Source organism: Lentimicrobiaceae bacterium (assembly GCA_023227965.1).
Classification (GTDB): Bacteria; Bacteroidota; Bacteroidia; order Bacteroidales; family JALOCA01; genus JALOCA01.
In genome coordinates this window covers 30,168-50,605 of record JALOCA010000024.1, presented here as the reverse complement: position 1 = coordinate 50,605, position 20,438 = coordinate 30,168, and the positions used below count along the sequence as shown (strand labels likewise).

Here is a 20,438-nt window from a genome sequence, read left to right as displayed (position 1 = left end):
CTTTTCTATAACCCATCATTGATGATCAGCCGCTTGCATTTACTCAACCCCCAAATTCACCCCATTTTTGCCCCTTTTTTACTGTTAGAGCTGCAACTTAACTTAGAGAATATGCGATTAAATCCTGGCCCGGCTTTGAGCCTTGTCAGGATTATTCACTTTTGTTTGATCATAGAATAAACTGAATTACGCTTCGAATCCGTCTTTATTCATCAATCCTATCTTACCAAAAATAAAGAAAAGCAACGACAGCACTACACCAACGATAGCGGCCAAAGCCATGCCTTTGAGTTGTACAGAACCGATATAAATGCCGGCTCCGCTCACGCCTACAACAAATGTGATGGCTCCCAGCACCATATTGCTGTTTTTGCTGAAATCAACCTTCTGTTCCACAAACATCCGGAAGCCCTGCACCGCAATAACACCATACAAAAGCATGGTTATACCACCCATTACCGGTAAGGGAATAGTGGAAATGGCCGCAGCCACTTTGCCAATGCAGGAGAATAAAATTGCAAGAAGTGCCGCTCCCCGGATCACCCAAACGGAATAAACACGCGTAATTGCCATTACCCCGATATTTTCACCATAAGTAGTGTTAGGTGTCGAACCGGTAAATCCTGACAACACATTACTGATGCCGTCTCCCAGCAGAGAACGGTGCAATCCGGGGTCTTTCATCAGGTCTTTGCCGGTTATTTTCCCGGTAACGATTAAGTGGCTGATATGTTCTGCAAAAACAACAATACATGCCGGAGCAATGACGATTATGGCATTAAGATCAAAAACAGGAGCCTGAAATTCAGGCAGGGCAAACCAAGCGGCATTTCTTATGGCAGCCGTGTCGACCATGCCCATAGCAAGCGCCAGCAGATATCCCGCAATTGCGGCTACCAGTATTGGAATCACCTGCATAAATCCCCTGAAGATTACGGAGCCGATAATCCCGATAAACAGGGTGAACATGGAAACAATCAATACATTGGACGAAACAACAAAGGGAGCAACCACTTGTCCAACGGCTGTAGGGCTGGGAGCAAGTCCGGCCTGTTGTGCCGCAACCGGGGCAAGTTCGAGCCCGATGATGGCAACCACAGCACCCATCACGGCTGGAGGCATAACCACATCAACCCATCGTATGCCGTATCGTTTTACGATCAAAGAAATAATAATGAAAAACAATCCGAAAAAGATAAAACCCGATTGCGCATGACTGAAACCGCCAAGTGTGGAGATGATTAGCAGCGTAGGAGCAATAAAAGCGAAACTTGAACCCAGATAAGCGGGAATTCCTCCTTTTGTAACCCACGAATAGATTAAAGTGCCGATTCCATTCATCAGCAATGCAATAGCAGGATTAATACCCAGCAGGATCGGAACCAGAATGGTGGCTCCAAACATGGCGGTAAGATGCTGGAAACTGAGTGGCAAACTCTCAAAAAACGGTAACTTTTCGTTAATACCTACAATACGATTGGGCATGGGCAATCCTCCTTTTGCTTAGTGAATTTCTGATAAATCTGAAAAATGGAGTGCAATATACATGAGTTTTTAAAAAGAATTATCTTTGGAAAGATTTTAAAAAGAATTATATTAGTTTTACAAACAATTGACGAATTATATTTAAATGCAAAAGGCATGAAATATCCTATTGATCCTGTTAAAATCGAACAATTTAAAAGCATGCGCGAACCATTAAGCCTGCAGGCGGCCATAAAGGAATCGAACCGGTGTTTGCTTTGTTTCGATGCTCCCTGCAGCGCAGGATGCCCGGCCGGTACCGATCCGGCAAAATTTATCCGGCAGATAAAATTTTATAATTACAAAGGTGCTGCCCGGACCATAAGAAATAACAACATTCTCGGAAGTGTTTGCGCCTTTGTTTGTCCGGTTGAAAAACTATGTGAAAAAGAATGCAGTATCAAAGCGCTGGAAGATCCGATCAACATCAGCGGGTTGCAACGCTTTGCTTCGGAATACGGGAAAAAATTTACCATAGAACCATTGGATAAAAGTTTGAAAACCAAAGGCAGGATAGCCGTCATCGGTGGCGGACCGGCTGGCATGGGCTGCGCTTCGGCATTGGCAAAAAGGAATTATGATGTTACTATATTTGAGCGGGAAGACAATGCCGGCGGAGTACCCAGATGGAATATCCCTGAGTTCAGGTTACCCGGAGAAGCGCTGGCTTATGATGTTAAAAATCTGCTCAGCCAGGGTGTTGAAATAAAGTACAAATCTGCCATCAACACAAACGAGGCGGCGATAAACCTGCTGGCAGAAGGTTATGACGCAGTTGTTCTCAGTTCCGGACTTTCCGTGGCTTTTAAACTGGATCTTTTTGATGGTTTCTCAAATGCCGTTGATTACATTTCGTTTCTCCGGCAGATCAAAACGGATAATAAAAGTATAGCTCTGAAAGATAAAAATGTAGCTGTGATTGGTGGCGGAAGTGTCGCCATTGATTCTGCCGTTTCGGCAAAAGCCGCCGGCGCTAAAAAGGTATATCTCGTTTCGCTCGAGCACTTGGACGAACTGCCGGCCGACAGGGAAGAAATCAATCTGGCTCGCATCATGAACATCATTTTTAAATCTGGCTCCCAAATAACCGGCATCACTGCAAAAGAAAAAACAATAACCGGATTGACCGGAATGGAAATTGACTGGATTGAACCCGGAAAATTTACGCCCCGGAATGCCCGTCGGATAAGCGGAACCGGATTCTCTATTAATATTGATCTGGTGGTTCAGGCTATCGGAACAAAACCCGGCTGCGAGGTGGTAAACTTTGCCAAAAACCTCAAAACAAAAGGAAAAGGAACCGTTGAAGTGAACGAAAATTTTGAAACCAACATCTCCGGCATTTTTGCATGCGGCGATGTGTCAAACGGTGGCGCCACGGTGGTACAGGCTGTCGGCGAAGGGAAAAAGACTGCCGAAAGTATTGATAATTATTTAAAAAACAGGAGGAACAACCAATGAAATCGAGGGCAGATTTAAGTATCAATTTTTGTGGTATCAGGTTCGAAAATCCGTTTTGTCTTTCCTCCTCTCCTGTGGGCTACCATGCCGAAATGTGCGCAAGAGCTTATGATGCGGGCTGGGGCGGAATTGTTTACAAAACGCTGGGACTTGAAAAGAGTTTTAAGGTCGTTGTCCCTTCACCACGACTGAACGCCTATAATTATAACGATAAAAGATTTGTTGGCTTGCAGAACGCCGAACAAATCACCGACAGACCCATCGGGGACAATCTCAAAGATATTGCCTGGCTCAAAAAAAATTATCCTAAAAAGGTATTAATTTCGAGCATTATGGGCTATTCGGATGAAGATTGGACTGAATTGGCAAAGATGTCGGAAGATGCCGGCGCCGATATGCTGGAACTGAATTTTTCGTGTCCGCAAATGGCGCATACGTTTGCCGGATATAAAGTGGGACAGGATTTCCATGCCGTTGCCGCTTTTACCGAAGTGGTTAAAAAGGCAACCAAACTTCCGGTAATGGCAAAGATGACACCGAATATAACCGATATGATTCCGGTTGCCTTAGCTGCAAAAAGTGGCGGAGCCGATGCTATCTCCGCCATCAATACCATCAAGGCAATAAGCGATATTGATATCAACAATTTTACGCCACTGCCAAACATTCACGGACATTCGGCTGCAACAGGATTTTCGGGTCCGTCGGTTAAACCGGTAGCCATGCGTTTTGTTTCCGAACTATACAATTCCAAAGAGTTGAGTTTGCCCGTCAGCGCCATTGGCGGGATAGAAACATGGATTGATGCGTTGCATTTTTTGTTGCTTGGCGCAACCAACCTGCAGGTTACCACCGGAATTTTAAGATATGGTTACCGGATTGTTGAAGATATGATGGAAGGTCTCAGCGATTTTATGCTCGAACGGAATATCCAATCGCTGGATGAAATTATCGGAAAAGCCGCCCGGAAAATTGTTGATCCTTCCGAATTTGAAACGCGTTTCCAGGTAGTTTCGGTGGTTGACGATGCCAAATGTATTGGCTGCGGGCAATGTTATATTTCATGCCAGGATGGTGCAAATCAGGCGATGAAATTCGACACCCTAACGAGAAAAGCTTCCGTGGATGAAGAGCGTTGCGTCGGCTGCCTGCTGTGTAAACACGTTTGCCCGGTTTGGGACTGCATTTCGTACAAGGAAGTTGATACGCTGACCGCAAAACATGCTGCGATTTTTTAGATAGCTTGCCGGATATTTTGATAGCCATCAGCACATGCATTTTAAAACAAATGCTTAATCAAAGGAATATCTTTTCAACGGAATAAATTCAACTTCCTTATTTCTTCAGGTAAGCTGCTGCTGCATTCAGGAAACTGTAAACCTCATATTCTTTGGGGTCAATCCAGGTATCTTTCCATGTACTCCATACCACGGCAACCAGATTTTCCTTTTGGTTAACAACAATAAACTGCCCAAAGACGCCCTGAGCAACGAAAGAACCTGATAGATTGTGAAGATCCGGGACAACTACATTCAGTGTATCGGCGCCCCACCAGAGCGGGTCGTTCAGATGTTCCCATGTCCCCCAGTTTTCCGTGGGTAATGCCCACCAGTTGTAGCCATAACCAGGAGGATATGAATAGGGATAATCGCTGCAATTATCCGGCGCATACAATTTCCCGTAACCGCATTGAGGCGAATCGTCTGCAGGCACCGTGGCTTCGGATATCCAGTTTGCAGGCAGCATGGAAGTTCCGTTTACAACGCCGTTGTTAAGCATAAACATCCCGAACCTGCCGTAATCGCGTAGAGTCATGCTTAGATTTCCTCCGGCAAACTCACTGCCATCTTTCGAGTCGAGTAGCCAGTACCCGTCGGATTCCATTCCCATGTTAGCCCATATTTTTCGCGACAGATAGCTCGACAAGGATTCGCCGCCAAGGGCAGCTTTCAGCACCTGACCCTCCACAAATGTTTCACCGGTATTGTAATTAAACTTCGTTCCTGGTTCTGCCGCCCGTGGCAGCTTCGACATTACCTCGAGAATACCCCCTTTGCCATCCAAAAGGCATTGCCACATATCGGCAAATGAAGTTGCTCCGCCGAGGTATTCTTCGTCCCATTGCACACCCGACGACATCTGTAAAAGTTGTCTGACGGTTACTCCATCGTAAGCTGTTCCATGCAACTGGGGAAGATAATACGTTACAAGGTTATGAATATCAATCTTGCCTTCCTTTACGGCAATGCCGATAAGTGTTGACACAATAGATTTGCCAACGGAGAATGATGTCCACCTGGAGGTTTCGGTATTACCCTCGGCATAGCGTTCGAGCGCTATTTGCCCGTCCTTGATGATCAATAAACCGGCAACATTGTTCCTTTCTATAAAATCATCAATGCCATACGTTTTGACGCCATCGGGGGAATACGTTACGGAAGTCAGCGGCTGCGCAGAACAGGGCAGTTCATATACGCTTTGTCCCCGTTTGAAGGTGCGGGTATTGAAAATCTTATCCATATTACGATAGGTGCCGGGCTGGTATTCGGGGGACAGACTCAAAAGGTCTTTGGCCGCACCGATTTTATCCCCGTTGGAATCGTTATCATCCTTTTGGCAACCATTGTTAAAAAACAAGGTAAGCCCCAAAGCAATAAATGCGTAAATCCAGATTCTTTTCTTTTTTTTCATCTGTTATTAATTTTTAATTTATTGGTAAGATAGCCTGCCCCGATTTCTCGGGGGAATATCCATAAAATATCATTATCGGTTGGTATAGGCATAGACCTTATGGACATTTCATGATAAAATTTTTTAAAAAAAAGTTTTAGTTGTTTGGTTTTCCGTTTTGCATACAAACCTGAATTTTAAGAATATTGCAATCAGAAATCTTACTTCCGCCTTTGGGCATAGCTGAATACCCCGCAAAATGGTTCGCTGAGCCCCCAACGGCTTCGTGAGTTGTAGCATCATGACAACCCGATTTTGCGCAATAGGAATTTAACACTGGTTGGACATCACTGTCGAAACTAACTAAAGTTAAGGGAGTTTTGGGGTCGTGACGGCACGAAATCAGGTAAATTAATACATTTAATAAAACGAATGCCAGTACAGGCGAAAGTAGTTTTCTCATAAAACAGAAAATAATTCACAAAAATAAGTAAATAAATACTTAAATTTAAAAACAGAAGCATAATTTAAATAATATGTTGATGTTATATGTAACTGATATATTTATAATAGTTTGCATAACAATTGCAAACAATCCGATTTTTAAAAATATTAAAGTGAAAAGTAATAAAATGAAACGATTATCTCGGTTAATCGGGACAAACTCAGATAAAAAGCAGAAGTTCTTTGCAAAACAAACTTAGATAATAAAATGGTAAGTTAAATTTATGGTATTTTTGTAAATATTTTTAAATAAAAAAATGCTTGTTTTTTTTAGAAAGTGTAAAATATAACTCCAGACAATTATTAAAAAGAGGGAAATATGTTAAAGCCATATCATTATTTTATATTATTATTTATAATCGTAAATAGTAACATATCAGCACAAAATCTGAATGCTGAAATAATAATGCCAGGTTTGGTTAAATCTGACGACCAAATTTCAATGGTTGTAAAAGTTAGAAATGCCGATCAAACAATTAATAATTCGGTTAATGGCGTTTTCCATATTTCTGCTGTTAATGCATCTCTGGAAAATTCCCTTATAAAAATTAAACGGGGCGTTGGCTCCACTATAACACATATTTTCGCTTCAGATACCATTGTTGTTAGTATAAATAGCTTAACAGGACAAAAAACCGTTTTAGTACAAAATGATATTCCAATTTCACGGCAAAACGGGGAAATATATCAAAATACCGTATGGATTAAAGATAGTATTTACCGTATAGATGAGGATATCACTATTTTACCTACGGCAAAATTAACTATTGAAAGCGGTGTAAGAATTTATGTTGAAGAAAAAGTTAATTTTATAATCCAGGGAAGTATTCAAATCAATGGTTCTTTGCAAGCGCCTGTTGTATTTCAGCCTGTAAATATTGAAAAGCCCTGGGGTGGGTTAAGGTTTATAAACGGTAGTGATAGTTCAACAATTAATTATAGTTTTTTTACTTACGGAGGCAACAATGAAGAATACATTTATGGACATTCAAATAGCCAGCCTATTATATTTGCTGACCATTCTGTTCTAAATATTAATAATTCATTTATCATTGACAATCCCGGGAAAGCAGTTGGAGGATTGGCAAGTTCTTTTAAAATAAATAATTGTGTTTTTTCAAGATGTGATACTGGCGGAGAATATGATGATTGTAGTTTGAATATGTCGAAAACATATTTTATTGATATGCCTTCTGATGATGGTATCCCCATAGACGATGATAACGATGCTATTTATGTTTATGGCGTTTATCCTTTTGCTTCCAATTCATCAGTAATTGATGATTGTACCTTTATAACTGGTAAAGATGATGGAATTGACCATAATGGCTCAATTCTCGAAGTCCGTAATAGTTGGATTGAGGGATTCTATCATGAAGGTATCGCGGCTTCCAATACAAACTCTTTAACCGTATATAATACTCTGATTAAAAATTGCGACCAAGGTATCGAAGCCGGTTATTATTCACCACAAGTGCTTATTGACCACTGCGTAATGATAAACAACAATGTAGGACTTCGTTTTGGTGATTCGTACGACTGGGGATGCAGTGGACATATTACTGCAATAAATTCGATAATGTATGGTAACGAAGATAATATACTTAATTATGATTTACTTACCCAGGGACCAATCCCTGACGCCATAGCTATAAGTTATTCTATGACTAATGATATTGATTATAACGCAAATACTGGTTGTATTACAGGAACTCCCCTCTTTGATTCGAATTACTTTTTACAACCGAATTCTCCTGGAATCGGGATGGCGGCAGATGGCGGAAACTTAGGATTAATTAATTCTTTATTCGGTATTTCTGAACATACCGATAGAAATGATCTGCTTATAAAAATATCACCTAATCCATTTTACGATAATGTAAATTTATTATTTTCTCTTGCAAAAAATGAGAAAAACTTACAAATTAAAGTTTTTAATTCTGTGGGTACCCTGCAATATACCCAAAAACTACCGTTTCTTAATAAAGGAAACCATTCCACCACTCTTCAACTGGAAAATTACTCAAAAGGATTATATATAATTGGTTTATACCAAAATAATTCAATTGTAGCTATTCAAAAAGTGGTTAAGTTCTAAAAAAGTTACAAGAAATTCTAATAAACAATGAATTTAACAGATTCACTGTAGCTAATTCCTTTGTTTGTAAAGGTAGCCCTAAGCAGATACATTCCTTTTGCAGGTAGCTGGTTAAGCTCAAAAAGTGTTTTTCCGGAACCGTTAAAAGATTTTTCGGCTTCAAATATTTGATCTCCTGTGGCTGTGAAAAGCTGGATGGACAGATTGCCACCGCTAAAATGATTAAATTGGATGGAAACATGGGTAGCTGCAGGATTTGGAAAAACTTTTATTTCAAAAGGAAGATTGTTAACTTCATCAATTCTATGAACAAAACAACTGCTCATCTGACCTGGAGTTCCGTGGTTTGACGAAGAACACCAATTTTCGCCACGTGTATTATCGTATGACGGGTTTTTAAGTTCTAAGGTTGATCCATGACCGTTTGGTTCCGTTGGCCATGGACTTTGAATTCCATAAACTACTGAGTCAACCAGAGTTCCGGTTTGATTATAAAGCCTGATCAATTCGCCATTGCTGCTCAGCCCGAAAGAAAAATCACCGATAGCATTTTCCATGTCAGGATATTGTAGCCTGAAAAGTGGTAAATCGGCACACAAAATAAGGTATCCATCAGGTTGAAGGATAGTACCGTAAGGAATTTCAAAGGTGTGGGCATCGTCTTCATCTTTAAAAATCCATCCTGAAATATCTGCAGCATTGTCGTCGGCATTATACAGTTCCACCCAATCGCCGGTGTCGAAGTCGTTTGCTGATTTATAATTTATTTCATTAAAAACCACATTACGTATTCCTAAATTGTAAAAGAATGCTCCCATGTCAGCACGTGTGCCATCGGGATCGGCAGGACTTGCCGGATTACCGGCATTAATACATAGCGATTCGGTAAGAAGCTGGAAATTACTATCGGCAGGAGAAACAAAAAGCGGTTCAGCAAAAAGATTCCCGGTGCCTTCGATGTTTTCGGTATTGCACAACGAATAGGAGATTGTAAACTGTGATGTGTCATCGACATCAAATACATTATTGATGGTAGAGGCAAAGATAGTATTCACTATGTCTAAATGTCCACCACCAAGTCCGGCGTTGTTTTCCCGGAGTTTTACATCTGTATTATTACTATAAAGGGTATTGCCGTCGCAAGTTGCAGAACTTCCATTCTGGACTGTAATTCCGGTTGTGCAACCAACAATCAGATTTTTTCTGAGAATTACGTTATCGCTTGTGCCAAAAAATTCATTTCCGAGTGAAATACCATTATCGCTGCAATTAAAAATTTTATTTCCCTCAATTACAATATTATCTCCATTATCGAAATAAATGCCATCGTCGTAAGAATTCTTTAAAATATTATTTTTTATATATCCTTCTGCAACAGACATATATTCAACAGGATCGCTGAAATTACTGATATTACAGTTTTCTACAATAGCTGACTGGCAATAGCCAAATTCAAGCCCCTGTCCGTGGCGATTACCGTTAAAGGTAGAATTGTATATTTCAACATTTCCATAATAATGTCTATAAATCACATTTTCTCCGACAAGATGCTTGTTTTCAAGCAGAACTTTACAATGATTCCATGTTATATTCGCTGTATGTGCATGGATGGCGGCATCTGTAAGGTATAAATAATTCAAATGAATATTTTGAGTAGGACTGGTAAAAACCAGGCTGTCGAAAGTACTACCAACATTGTAAGGTTTAAAATGCACAGGGTTGTCTTTAGTTCCGCTAACCTCCAAACCGCCTTTAACATCAAGAAACATATTGTCATCAAAAAGAAGAGAAACACCTGCCGGAATAGTAAGAACTGCTTGCGGTTCAACAGTTACGTTACAACTTACCCTGTAAGGAGAATTTTCTACCGATAAAACAGTATTTTCGGTGATAGAGCAAGGAAGTGTAGTTAAGTTTTTTACTATCAGTGGATTTCTCGAATCGAATCCTGCAACTTCTTGATTATCTTTGATTGACGACACACGCCAGAAATAATTTCCTTCTGCAAGATTTGTCAAAGTAAAAGTGGTGTCGCTGATGCTGTCGTAAACAGTAGTTGTCTCAGGTTCAAATATATTAGTTGTAATTGAAAAACGATAAAAAACAAAGCCACCATCGGGATCAACCGAGGGTGTCCAGTGGAATGTAACATCCGAACCGTGATAGCCAGGAGTGCGTGTTGCAACAAAAGAAGACTGTACATGAGCGAACTGCCATTGAAGTTGAGCAAGCCAGTTGGCAATATGGTTTTTTTCAATAGTAACCTCGCCGAGCCATTGCTGGACATTTTCAATATCATCGGTAACATCTTCTTCTACAGAAGGTTGAATTGCCAATACCACACTGTCTATTTTTTGCCACAAATTATTGGTTGTGAATATTTGATTGCCAATTTCCCGAACACGATTTTGAATATCAGAGAAAATTGTTGGATTTAGCAATGCTCTTTCAAGAAAAGGATTGTCGTGAACCCAGTTTGCCGACGAATTGGTGTAATTTCTCCAGGATTGCACTGAAAGGGTTTTATCCAAATCCCAGGGCATCATTTCCCACTTATTACTGCCGTTAACATCATGATACATAAAGTAGTTATGGTAATAAGTACTTTGGTTGGATGTAATCATATTGCAAGCTATGATGTTGATCATTTGGCTATAATTCATCCGATCCTCACAAAACTGAAGATAATTTGCATCGCTCACATTGTTGATCTGGTTTATAAAAGCGACAAGATCTTCCTTATTCCCGCTTCCGGTTTTTTGTTCCCAAAAATTAGTAATATCATCATAAATACTCAGGCATGAACCATCCTCGGCTGCTTTATAAAGATTTCCGTTAGAGTCGTAATTATGAGCTTCCAAGAATTGTTCGTCCACATTTTCAGTATAGTTATATAAGCCTAAAAAATTGCCATTCAGATAAAGCCTTACAAATTCTGTTTGGAAACAGGCAAGCCCTGCCTGCCTAAACACCAAGCTACTTACGAAAGCTCTTATATAGCTCTGGTCTTCATATTCGGCATTAAAATTCAACTCGAACCGGCCATTTGCAAAGGGAGTATGATTAAGCTTTACTTTCAGCGATTTTTTGGGAAGTGATCGAGAACCATCGCCACGAATACGCATTTGAACATTATTCCATGTAGTTCCGTTATAAGTCAAAGTAATGGGTATGTAGATGTCCTGAGAATAATTTGCATAAATATATGCAAAATCGTCAGGATTGCAGGAGATAAAATATTCTTTAACCTGATTTTGCCCATTTGCATTTATCACAAAGATTAAAGTAAAAGCAAGTGTGATGAAAAAATTTCGATTCATTTTTACAGAAATCATTTAGCAAACTTTTTGTTGTATAATCAAAATTTCAGGTATAAAAATAGATATTTGTTTTTAATTTATAAATGTTTGTGAAGTGAATGTTTTTATTTAATTGTTTCTATTTTCTTTAGCATCTGTGTAATAACTTCGGGAAAATGAGCATATTCCAAGGCATGTACTTTTTGTGCAAGGCTTTCTGCTGTATCCGAAGCCACTACCGGGCATCGTGCCTGGAAAATCGTTTGTCCATCATCATACTTTTCGTTAACATAGTGAATTGTAATGCCACTTTCTTTGGCTCCCGAAGCCATCACTGCCTCATGCACTTTCATACCATAGTAACCTTTTCCTCCAACGCCTGGCAGCAATGCCGGGTGGATATTTATAATCCTTCCGGGAAAAGCTTTCAGCATATGATCAGGAATAAGCCATAAAAAACCTGCAAGAACAATAAGATCAATCTTTTTATAAATTAGTAGCCGGGAAATTATTTCGGTTTCGTAAAATTCTTTATGGTTGAAAGTCAAAGACGGAATGTTAAATTTTTCAGCCCGTTTCAGCACAAAAGCATTCTTACGATTTGATAGAATGAATGATACCTCAACTTCCGGATTATCAATGAAATGTTCAATAATGTTTTGGGCGTTGGTTCCATTGCCGGAAGCAAAAATTGCAATGCGTTTCATATAAAAAGCTTTCAGCAAAAGTAGGGAAAAGTTGTGAGTCAGGAGCGATAAGTTTTGAGCAATGAGCGACGGGCATGGAGCCAGAAGCAATGAGAGGCATTTTCTTCAGTCGTTTAGCTAAAAAACAAGTCAGTTTTATTTAGAAATTGGCAAATACTCCTAACACCCAGTTTCTGACTATTTACTCATCTTATTCAATAATCCATTTTCGATAAGCGGTAAAAAATAAAAATTCGCCTTACCTTTGTACGCCATTAACAGAACTGTAATGAGCATAGCCGCTTTAACTTTTATTGCTTTATTTATTTTTTTGATTCCTAAAAGGCAAAAATCTTTCTTCCAGCTACTGCTGGTGATAGCACTGACTTTGCTTAGCGGGATTCCGGCAGTGAATGTTCTTTTCAACGACCAAACCTTTAACGAAACATTACCGGTAACTTTCTGGAACCAGACCATCGCTTTGAGCCTCGACAATCTCTCGGCATTGTTTGTGCTGATTATCAACTTTACCATGCTTACCGGCTCGGTATATGCCATACAATATATCAGACAATATCAGAATAAATCAGCCACCGAACTATCGCTGCATTTTTTTAGTTTTTACCTGTTGCACCTTTCCATGGTGCTGGTTTGTATGTTACAAAACATCTTCGCATTCATGGTGGTGTGGGAATTGATGGCAGTTTCGTCTTTCTTACTGGTAATTTTTGAAAACGAAAAGGAAAGTGTTATCCGGGCAGGGATTAATTATTTTGTGCAAATGCACATTGGTGCTATTTTCCTAATGATTGCTTTTCTTGTTTTATACATCAACTCTGGTTCGCTGGAATTTACCGGATTAAAGATATATTTTTACGAACATAATCCTTTGTTATTATTATTTCTATTTTTTGTGGGTTTTGGTATAAAAGCTGGATTTTTTCCTTTACATACCTGGCTTCCTCATGCCCATCCTGCCGCACCATCGCACGTTTCGGCAGTAATGTCGGGAGTAATGATAAAACTCGGGATATACGGCATTTTAAGGGTATTGATTCATGTACAATCTGATTTGGTTGCCATTGGAATATTTATGCTAATAATTTCGGTGCTTTCCGGATTAGGCGGGGTTGGAGTTGCAATAGTACAACACGATTTGAAAAGGCTGTTAGCTTTTCACAGCATCGAAAATATCGGAATAATAGGAATTGGAATCGGATTGGGGCTGATAGGTTCGGGATTGAAGAATCCGGTTCTTGTACTTTTTGGTTTTTCAGGGGCATTGTTACACATTTTCAACCATTCATTGTTCAAATCCCTGCTTTTTTTTACGTCCGGAACGGTTTACCAGAAAACCCATACCCGAGACCTGAACCTGCTGGGAGGGTTGGCAAAGAAGATGCCTCAAACTACTGCTCTGTTTTTGCTCGCAGCATTAGCTATTTGTGGCTTGCCTCCTTTCAATGGTTTTATTTCCGAATATTTGATTTATATTGGTTTGATAAAGGGACTGATAGGTGCGGGGGTGATGATAAAAATACTATTGATGCTTACACTTCTCGGACTAACACTGATAGGAGGGCTGGCAATATTCTGTTTTACCAAGGCATTCGGAGTGGTTTTTCTGGGGAATCCGCGTCATAAATATGGTGGTGAGTTTAAAGATACTACCTGGTATTCCCTTTTTCCACAATATATTATAGGAGCAATCATCATTTGCATCGGTATTTTCCCGGCGTTTTTCCTCCTTCCTTTTACGAAAGTAGCTGCTCAGTTTTTTCCGGCAAATATTGCTTTCCCGGTATCTACTTTATTTAATCTGCAGCAGATAAGTTTTACAGGGCTGATTTTTATCATCCTGGTTACCCTGATTTACGGAATAAAGGTTTGGGTAAATCATCATCGCCGGGTGGAAGTTCATCCTACATGGGGCTGCGGTTACAATGGGCTGGCAGACAAGATGCAATATACAGCCTCCTCTTTTGCTGAAAATTATACCGATGTTGCCAAATCAGTTACCAATATTCGTGAAATGTATCATCCCATTGCCGAAACGGAGATTTTTCCTGCTGTCCGTAGTTTCGAAACTAAAAGTAAGGATCTGATAGAGGAAAAACTGAATAATCCTTTGGTAAAACAGCTCGAAAGATGGCTCAAACGACTTGCTTTTGTGCAAACGGGTCATACCCAGCATTATATATTGTTTGCTTTTGTTTTGCTTGTGGTGCTGATATTGCTTACTGTTTTTAACCTGATTTAATTTTAAAAATATGCTGAGTATTTTTCTGCTGATAGTTTGTAGTTTGTTTTTTCCCGGAATCATCCTAAGGGTAAAAAGCATTACCAGTGGGCGTAAAGGTCCTGGTATTCTGCAGCCTATGCAGGAAATTCTTAAGTTGTTGAAAAAGGGTACTATTTACAGCAGTACAACCAGTTTCATTTTCAGGATAGCACCCGTAGTTTATTTTGCTTCAATAGTTTCCGTAATTTTTCTTTTGCCTTTTGGGAATCAAACAGCAGTGATAGCCTTTCCCGGAGATTTCATTTTTTTTAGTTATCTTTTGGCGTTGGGAAAATTTTTTATGATTATCGGTGCAATGGACACTGGCAGCAGTTTCGAGGGGATGGGTGCCAGCCGTGAAGCACTCTATTCAATGCTTGTAGAGCCGGCTTTTTTTATCCTGATGGCTTCTTTTGCCCTGCTTACCGGTTTTACATCCTTTTCGGAGATATATAATTCACTATATTTCAATACTTACATCACGGTTTTTATGGGATTGCTGGCAGCAATTACCCTTTTTCAGGTGGCAATGGTAGAAAACAGTCGCATGCCTTACGACGACCCCAAGACACATCTTGAACTTACCATGATACACGAAGTAATGGTGTTAGACAACAGCGGTTTCGACCTGGGACTGATACAGTACGCTTCCTCACTAAAATTTGTAATTTTTGGTTCGCTCATCAGTAACCTTTTCCTTACCCCACAAATGCCGCTTATCCTTTGCATTTTGATTTTTATCGGGGTGCAAATGTTGTTTGCCATTGCTGTAGGCCTGATGGAGTCGTTCCGTGCAAGATTTATGCTGAGAAACAATAATAAAGCCATTCTCATCCTGATTTCTATTGCAATGCTGGTATTTTTCGGGGTGTTGCTCATTGTTACTAATCAATATTAAGAAAGTATGATAAACCTGCTGATTCTGATATTTATAATGACCCTGTTTTACATTGCAATTTCGGGGAGAATGTTTGCAGTTATCAATTTATTGGCAGTGCAGGGCATTCTACTTTTTGGTGTGGCATTTTTAACTCTTAGAGAGATCAATCTGGTGAATTTTTTGGTAATCCTTATCGAAACCTTGGTTTTTAAAGCAATAGTAGTTCCTTATTTTTTCAAAAGAGTAATACGTACCAACAACATAAAACGCGAAGTTGAACCTTACATTTCAGGATATAATTCGCTGATAATAGTGTCTGTACTTATTTTCTTGAGTTTCATTCTTTCGTTTAATCTTCAGAATGCACAACTTAAAGTAACGTTTCTTACAGCAGCTTTCTCGGGCATAGCTACCGGATTGTTTCTGATTGTTTCGCGGAAAAAACTTATAACTCACACCGTTGGTTATATGGTTCTTGAAAATGGTATCGTAATACTTTCTTTTTCGGTTGGGAAAGAAATGCCGATGGCTGTAAATGCGGGAATTTTATTAGATATTCTCATCAGTGTTCTGCTTTTTGGTTTGTTTATTAATAAAATAGCCAGTGTTTACAAAGACCTTGAAATTTCTCATTTAAGCAAATTATCTGATTGATTATGGAATTGCTGATGTATAGCGGAGGGATATTAACATTAAGTGCCATTGCTTTTTTCGTAAGAAACAAAATAGTGCAAGTGCTGGCGGCATCGCTTTTTCTGGTTTTACAATGGGCTTTTAATACTTTTTTACTCTTCAATCAAGGTGTGGTTTTGATGAATTATTTTAAAGCCGACAGTCTTGCTTTGATATTTATTACCGTGCTTTCTATCACCAGCATAGCCACAGTAATCAATAGTTTTGTGTATTTTGAAAAACGTAAGGACAAATTACTTCATCGTTCGGTTTACCTTGGCTCGCTGATAGCATTTATTGGCTGTATGACAGGGGTTTTCATTGCAGGTAATATTTTTGTGATGTGGATTTTGGCGGAAGCCACCACGCTTTGCATCGCCATTCTGATTTACCACGAAAGGCACATCGAATCCATCGAAGCCACCTGGAAATATGTTTTCGTTTCCACCATCGGGCTGTCATTTTCGTTTATTGGGATTCTTTTGCTCGACATTGCCGCTACAGGTTTTGGCGGCAACAATCTTTTGTTTTCCAAATTGGCAAACCAGGCAATAAATATTGACAACGCTTTGCTTTTTCAGATATCTTTTCTGATGATACTCATCGGATTCAGTGTAAAAATGGGTGTTTTTCCCTTGCATACCGTCTGCATTGATGCACATTCGGTGGCTCCAAGTCCGGTAAGTGCGATGATTTCCACTTCACTGATGAACGTAGGCTTTGTGGCACTCTTCCGTTTTTATTTCATCTTTGCCAAAACTTCTCTTGCGGGGTGGATTGACCATGTTCTACTGATTGTGGGGTTCCTTTCCATTCTCGTAGCCGCCGTTTACATGATAAAAGTGAAAAATTACAAGCGGCTGATTGCTTATTCCAGTGTAGAGCACATGGGACTTTCTGCCGTGGGTATTGCCATGGGAGGCGTGGGTTGTTTTGCTGTAATCCTGCATCTTATCTTGCATTCGTTTACTAAAGCTGGGATATTTTTCCAGGTGGCACAGTTTATCCGGATGTTTAAAACCAAGAGAATTTACGGAGCCGGGGAATATTTCCGGATGAACCCTTTCGGGGGAATAGTGGTGCTGATGGCTTTTTTTCTTATTTTAGGCATTCCGCCTTCGGGTATGTTTTTTACTGAGTTGATGATTTTTAAAGCGATGATTGCAGGAGGCTACCTGTGGCTTTGCTGCATTATCTTGTTGCTGATGTGCTTCATCATCTGGATTTTTGGAAAAAACATTCTGAAGATTTTGTTTCAGCCGGTATCGGATTCGGTGAGAGCACATGCAGAAAAAATCAGTTTTTGGGAAAGTGTGCCACAATTTGTTTTACTTGTACTTGCTTTGTACATTGGCATCCACCCTCCTGAAATAATTGTTACCACCATTCATGATGCACTGATATATCTGCCAAAATAATTCCGGGAGAAAGAAATATGAAATACCAAACACTTCATAATAACCAGAAAATAAAACTGAGCGAAATACCTGTCTTATCCTATCCTGAATTTCTGGAAACCAATCTCCGCTTGCTCGACAAAACTGGGTGCCATTGTGTAAATTATTTTGGATACAAAACTGGCGATTTCTTTCTGAAGCTACTTTGCTGCATTGCCGACGACAGCAATACTAAAATTTACGTCAACGCTCACGAACTGAATTTGAAAGATAATCCGGAACTGCAATCTATAACGGCTGTCCGTTTTGGAATGCACCCTTTCGAGAGGGAAATTACAGAAAATTTCGGAGTCCGGTTTAAAGATAATCCCTGGGACAAACCTTTGCGCTATCCTTTCAATCGTTTTGATAAAGAGAAGGTTATAGCTAATTATCCCTTTTACAGCGTCGAAAGCCACGAATTGCATGAGGTGGGAGTTGGACCCATCCATGCCGGAGTGATTGAGCCGGGGCATTTTCGATTTATCTGTGATGGTGAAAAAGTTCTTCATCTCGAAATTCAACTGGGCTACCAGCATAGAGGCATTGAGTATTTGTTGATTGCCGAAGATAATTTGCTTAAAAAAACTTTGTTGGCAGAAAGCATTGCCGGCGACACGGTGGTGGGTCATACCTGGGCTTTTGCTGCCAATATTGAAAGCCTTTCAGGAATTTCAGTTAGTCCTCAAATTCAGCTTGTACGCAGCATAGCCATTGAACTGGAGCGCATAGCCATCCATACCGGCGACTTGAGCGCTCTTTGTACCGACGTGGCTTACCAGTTGGGAAGCTCTGTCCTTCAGGCTTTGAGAACGATGATTATCAATTCTTTTTTAAACTGGTGTGGAAACCGTTTTGCCCAAAAACTGATTCGTGTTGGCGAAAATCCCTTTCCCTTGTCTGAAGAATTTCGGAAAGCTTTGTTGAAAATTTTTTCGGATTTTGAAGAAAGATTTGAGGAAATGACTTACAAGATGTTCGACCTTCCGAGTGTACTTTCCCGCTTCGAAAGAACCGGTATTGTTACCTTTCGCCAGACAGAACTTATTGAAAGCGTGGGAATGGCTGCCCGTACCTGTGGACTGCCGCGCGACATCAGGCAGACGCATCCTTTTGGATATTTTGTACAAATGCCACATGAAATGATTACCCTTACCTCTGGCGATGTGTATGCACGTGCAAAACTTCGCCAATTAGAAGTAAAACAATCACTGCAATATATACGCAATATGCTGGACGATCCACAGTTAGTTAGCAACCAAAATCAGAAATCTGAAATCAGAAATTTAAATTTGCCATTGGCATCCGATTCTTTTTCTGTTTCACTTACCGAAGGCTGGAGAGGAGAAATTTGCCATTGCGCCATTACCGACCAAGATGGTAATCTGCTGAATTACAAAATTGCAGATGCATCTCTGCACAACTGGATGGCACTGACTTTAGCAGTTCGCAACAACGACATTTCCGATTTTCCGGTTTGCAATAAAAGTTTTGATCTTTCGTACTGCGGACACGATCTGTAAACCTTATCTCATGAGTAACTCGCTGAAAATATTATATCACCAGGGCAAACAATATATTCCCGACCTCGAAAATGCAAAGATTTCCAGTAAGCATTCAGGAAAACCCCTTTTGCTAAACTCCACCTGCACGGATGGCTGTAAGGAATGTATAAATATCTGCCCGGCAGAGGCTATACAAAAAGACCCCGTTCGACTCGACCTTGGAAAATGTGTTTTTTGCACCGAATGCGAAAACGTTTGTCCTGCAAAAAAGATCACCTTTACTACGGATTACCACCTTGCCTCCAACAGCCGCGAAGCTTTGGTGATGGATGCTTCTTTGTCTGAATTGCCACTTTTTGACCCGGGAAAAATAAGGGAAGAAATCAAAGGTTATTTTGGTAAATCATTAAAATTGAGACTTGTATCTGCCGGAAGCTGCAATGGCTGCGAACTGGAAATGAATGCTGCCGGAAATGTAAACTTCGACATGGGACGCTTCGGAATAGAATTTACGGCATCACCCCGTCATTCCGACGGTTTGGTAATCACTGGCCCAATGGTTGAGAACAGCAATTTTGCCATAAAATCTACTTTCGATGCAATTCCACAACCCAAAATACTTATTCTTGCCGGTGCCTGCGCCATAAGTGGAGGCATTTTTCAAAACAGCCTCGCGCTGCAAAGGGATTTCATTAAAAACCATTTTGTTGACCTTTATCTTCCCGGTTGTCCGCCTCATCCACTCACCATTGTCAATGGTATTCTTAATCTTATAAAAAGCAGAAAACATTGAAAACCATCTGTGTATTTTGTGGTTCCAGCATGGGAAGCCGCCCGGTTTACCGCGAAAAAGCCCGTGAATTTGGTAAGTTACTTGCCCGTAAAAATATTGACCTTGTGTATGGCGGCAGCAATATTGGTTTGATGCGAGTGCTGGCTGACACTGTGATGGAATTTGGCAGCAAAGCCATTGGAGTGATGCCTGACAATCTGGTGAAAAGGGAAGTGGCGCATCGTGGAATAACTAAGTTGCACATTGTTGGAAGTATGCACGAACGCAAGGCGCTGATGGCAGAACTTTCTGATGCTTTTGTGGTTTTTCCAGGAGGTTTTGGCACCTTAGACGAGATGTTCGAAATGTTAACCTGGATTCAACTAAATCTTGTAGAAAAGCCTTGTGGTATATTGAATATCAATGGTTACTATGATCAATTGCTGCAGTTTCTTGACCATTGCGTGGAAGAACAGTTTATCCGCTTTGAACATCGAGCCAACGTGATTGTGGATACAGATATGGAATGTTTGCTTGAGAAACTTTTGGATTTTCAACCCACACATGTTGAAAAATGGATTGACCGGCTGAAAGAGATGGGGTGATTTTCTGTTTTATTTACAACTAATGGAAAAATAGCACTATAGATA

16 protein-coding genes are annotated in these 20,438 nt (G+C 40.1%); 11 read left to right on the top strand and 5 right to left on the bottom strand.

All coding sequences use genetic code 11. The annotated features are described in order from the left end of the window. Nucleotides 1–180, top strand: a 180-nt coding sequence (locus M0R21_09160; protein MCK9617986.1) for a hypothetical protein, incomplete at its 5' end; no start/stop codon positions are given. Nucleotides 181–186: 6 nt separating this feature from the next. Here M0R21_09160 and uraA read toward each other — a convergent pair. Continuing rightward, a complete protein-coding gene (gene uraA, locus M0R21_09155) occupies nt 187–1,485 on the bottom strand; it encodes a uracil permease (GenBank protein MCK9617985.1) in 1,299 nt (432 codons plus the stop codon). Between the two features lie 156 nt (nt 1,486–1,641). Here uraA and M0R21_09150 point away from each other — a divergent pair, with 156 nt between their 5' ends. Continuing rightward, a complete protein-coding gene (locus tag M0R21_09150; GenBank protein MCK9617984.1) occupies nt 1,642–2,985 on the top strand; it encodes an FAD-dependent oxidoreductase in 1,344 nt (447 codons plus the stop codon). Next, nucleotides 2,982–4,223, top strand: a complete 1,242-nt coding sequence (preA, locus tag M0R21_09145; protein MCK9617983.1) for an NAD-dependent dihydropyrimidine dehydrogenase subunit PreA — start codon at nt 2,982–2,984, stop codon at nt 4,221–4,223. The genes M0R21_09150 and preA overlap by 4 nt, the downstream gene beginning before the upstream one ends. A gap of 97 nt (nt 4,224–4,320) precedes the next feature. Here the strand turns inward: preA and M0R21_09140 are convergent, their stop codons facing one another. Further along, nucleotides 4,321–5,676: a beta-lactamase family protein gene (locus M0R21_09140; protein ID MCK9617982.1), complete on the bottom strand. Its 1,356-nt coding sequence runs from the start codon at nt 5,674–5,676 to the stop codon at nt 4,321–4,323. 136 nt (nt 5,677–5,812) lie between these two features. Beyond that, entirely contained in the window at nt 5,813–6,118 is a 306-nt protein-coding gene (locus M0R21_09135) for a hypothetical protein (protein ID MCK9617981.1), read from the bottom strand. 360 nt (nt 6,119–6,478) lie between these two features. Here M0R21_09135 and M0R21_09130 point away from each other — a divergent pair, with 360 nt between their 5' ends. Further along, nucleotides 6,479–8,257 (top strand): right-handed parallel beta-helix repeat-containing protein, encoded by a 1,779-nt coding sequence (locus M0R21_09130; protein MCK9617980.1) that lies wholly within the window; start codon nt 6,479–6,481, stop codon nt 8,255–8,257. A 17-nt stretch (nt 8,258–8,274) separates the two neighbouring features. On the opposite strand, the gene M0R21_09125 is transcribed toward M0R21_09130, so the two are convergent. Both M0R21_09125 and purN read right to left on the bottom strand, forming a co-directional pair. Next, a complete protein-coding gene (locus M0R21_09125; GenBank protein MCK9617979.1) occupies nt 8,275–11,592 on the bottom strand; it encodes a CotH kinase family protein in 3,318 nt (1,105 codons plus the stop codon). Between the two features lie 89 nt (nt 11,593–11,681). Next, nucleotides 11,682–12,263 (bottom strand): phosphoribosylglycinamide formyltransferase, encoded by a 582-nt coding sequence (gene purN / locus M0R21_09120; GenBank protein ID MCK9617978.1) that lies wholly within the window; start codon nt 12,261–12,263, stop codon nt 11,682–11,684. A 244-nt stretch (nt 12,264–12,507) separates the two neighbouring features. Between purN and M0R21_09115 the strand changes: the two genes are divergently transcribed. The 7 genes from M0R21_09115 to M0R21_09085 are packed head-to-tail and all read left to right on the top strand — an operon-like array spanning nt 12,508 to nt 20,393. Then, nucleotides 12,508–14,502: a hypothetical protein gene (locus M0R21_09115; GenBank protein ID MCK9617977.1), complete on the top strand. Its 1,995-nt coding sequence runs from the start codon at nt 12,508–12,510 to the stop codon at nt 14,500–14,502. Between the two features lie 10 nt (nt 14,503–14,512). Continuing rightward, complete coding sequence (locus tag M0R21_09110; protein MCK9617976.1) at nt 14,513–15,421, top strand: NADH-quinone oxidoreductase subunit H; 909 nt, start codon at nt 14,513–14,515, stop codon at nt 15,419–15,421. A gap of 6 nt (nt 15,422–15,427) precedes the next feature. Next, nucleotides 15,428–16,057: a hypothetical protein gene (locus M0R21_09105; protein MCK9617975.1), complete on the top strand. Its 630-nt coding sequence runs from the start codon at nt 15,428–15,430 to the stop codon at nt 16,055–16,057. Nucleotides 16,058–16,059: 2 nt separating this feature from the next. Continuing rightward, nucleotides 16,060–17,493 (top strand): hypothetical protein, encoded by a 1,434-nt coding sequence (locus M0R21_09100; protein MCK9617974.1) that lies wholly within the window; start codon nt 16,060–16,062, stop codon nt 17,491–17,493. Between the two features lie 17 nt (nt 17,494–17,510). Beyond that, nucleotides 17,511–19,034 carry an NADH-quinone oxidoreductase subunit C gene (locus M0R21_09095; GenBank protein MCK9617973.1) on the top strand — a complete coding sequence of 508 codons (1,524 nt, stop codon included), beginning with the start codon at nt 17,511–17,513 and terminating at the stop codon, nt 19,032–19,034. A gap of 10 nt (nt 19,035–19,044) precedes the next feature. Then, complete coding sequence (locus M0R21_09090) at nt 19,045–19,809, top strand: NADH:ubiquinone oxidoreductase (protein MCK9617972.1); 765 nt, start codon at nt 19,045–19,047, stop codon at nt 19,807–19,809. Beyond that, nucleotides 19,806–20,393 (top strand): TIGR00730 family Rossman fold protein, encoded by a 588-nt coding sequence (locus tag M0R21_09085; protein MCK9617971.1) that lies wholly within the window; start codon nt 19,806–19,808, stop codon nt 20,391–20,393. The genes M0R21_09090 and M0R21_09085 overlap by 4 nt, the downstream gene beginning before the upstream one ends. Nucleotides 20,394–20,438 lie beyond the last annotated feature (45 nt).

Excerpts from the sequence above, each read along its gene's own strand:
- M0R21_09090 (MCK9617972.1), top strand. The coding sequence starts at position 19,045 with ATGAGTAACTCGCTGAAAATATTATATCACCAGGGCAAACAATATATT.
- M0R21_09135 (MCK9617981.1), bottom strand. The coding sequence starts at position 6,118 with ATGAGAAAACTACTTTCGCCTGTACTGGCATTCGTTTTATTAAATGTA.
- M0R21_09110 (MCK9617976.1), top strand. The coding sequence starts at position 14,513 with ATGCTGAGTATTTTTCTGCTGATAGTTTGTAGTTTGTTTTTTCCCGGA.
- M0R21_09095 (MCK9617973.1), top strand. The coding sequence starts at position 17,511 with ATGAAATACCAAACACTTCATAATAACCAGAAAATAAAACTGAGCGAA.
- purN (MCK9617978.1), bottom strand. The coding sequence starts at position 12,263 with ATGAAACGCATTGCAATTTTTGCTTCCGGCAATGGAACCAACGCCCAA.
- M0R21_09150 (MCK9617984.1), top strand. The coding sequence starts at position 1,642 with ATGAAATATCCTATTGATCCTGTTAAAATCGAACAATTTAAAAGCATG.
- M0R21_09125 (MCK9617979.1), bottom strand. The coding sequence starts at position 11,592 with ATGATTTCTGTAAAAATGAATCGAAATTTTTTCATCACACTTGCTTTT.
- M0R21_09105 (MCK9617975.1), top strand. The coding sequence starts at position 15,428 with ATGATAAACCTGCTGATTCTGATATTTATAATGACCCTGTTTTACATT.
- M0R21_09140 (MCK9617982.1), bottom strand. The coding sequence starts at position 5,676 with ATGAAAAAAAAGAAAAGAATCTGGATTTACGCATTTATTGCTTTGGGG.
- M0R21_09130 (MCK9617980.1), top strand. The coding sequence starts at position 6,479 with ATGTTAAAGCCATATCATTATTTTATATTATTATTTATAATCGTAAAT.
- M0R21_09100 (MCK9617974.1), top strand. The coding sequence starts at position 16,060 with ATGGAATTGCTGATGTATAGCGGAGGGATATTAACATTAAGTGCCATT.
- uraA (MCK9617985.1), bottom strand. The coding sequence starts at position 1,485 with ATGCCCAATCGTATTGTAGGTATTAACGAAAAGTTACCGTTTTTTGAG.
- preA (MCK9617983.1), top strand. The coding sequence starts at position 2,982 with ATGAAATCGAGGGCAGATTTAAGTATCAATTTTTGTGGTATCAGGTTC.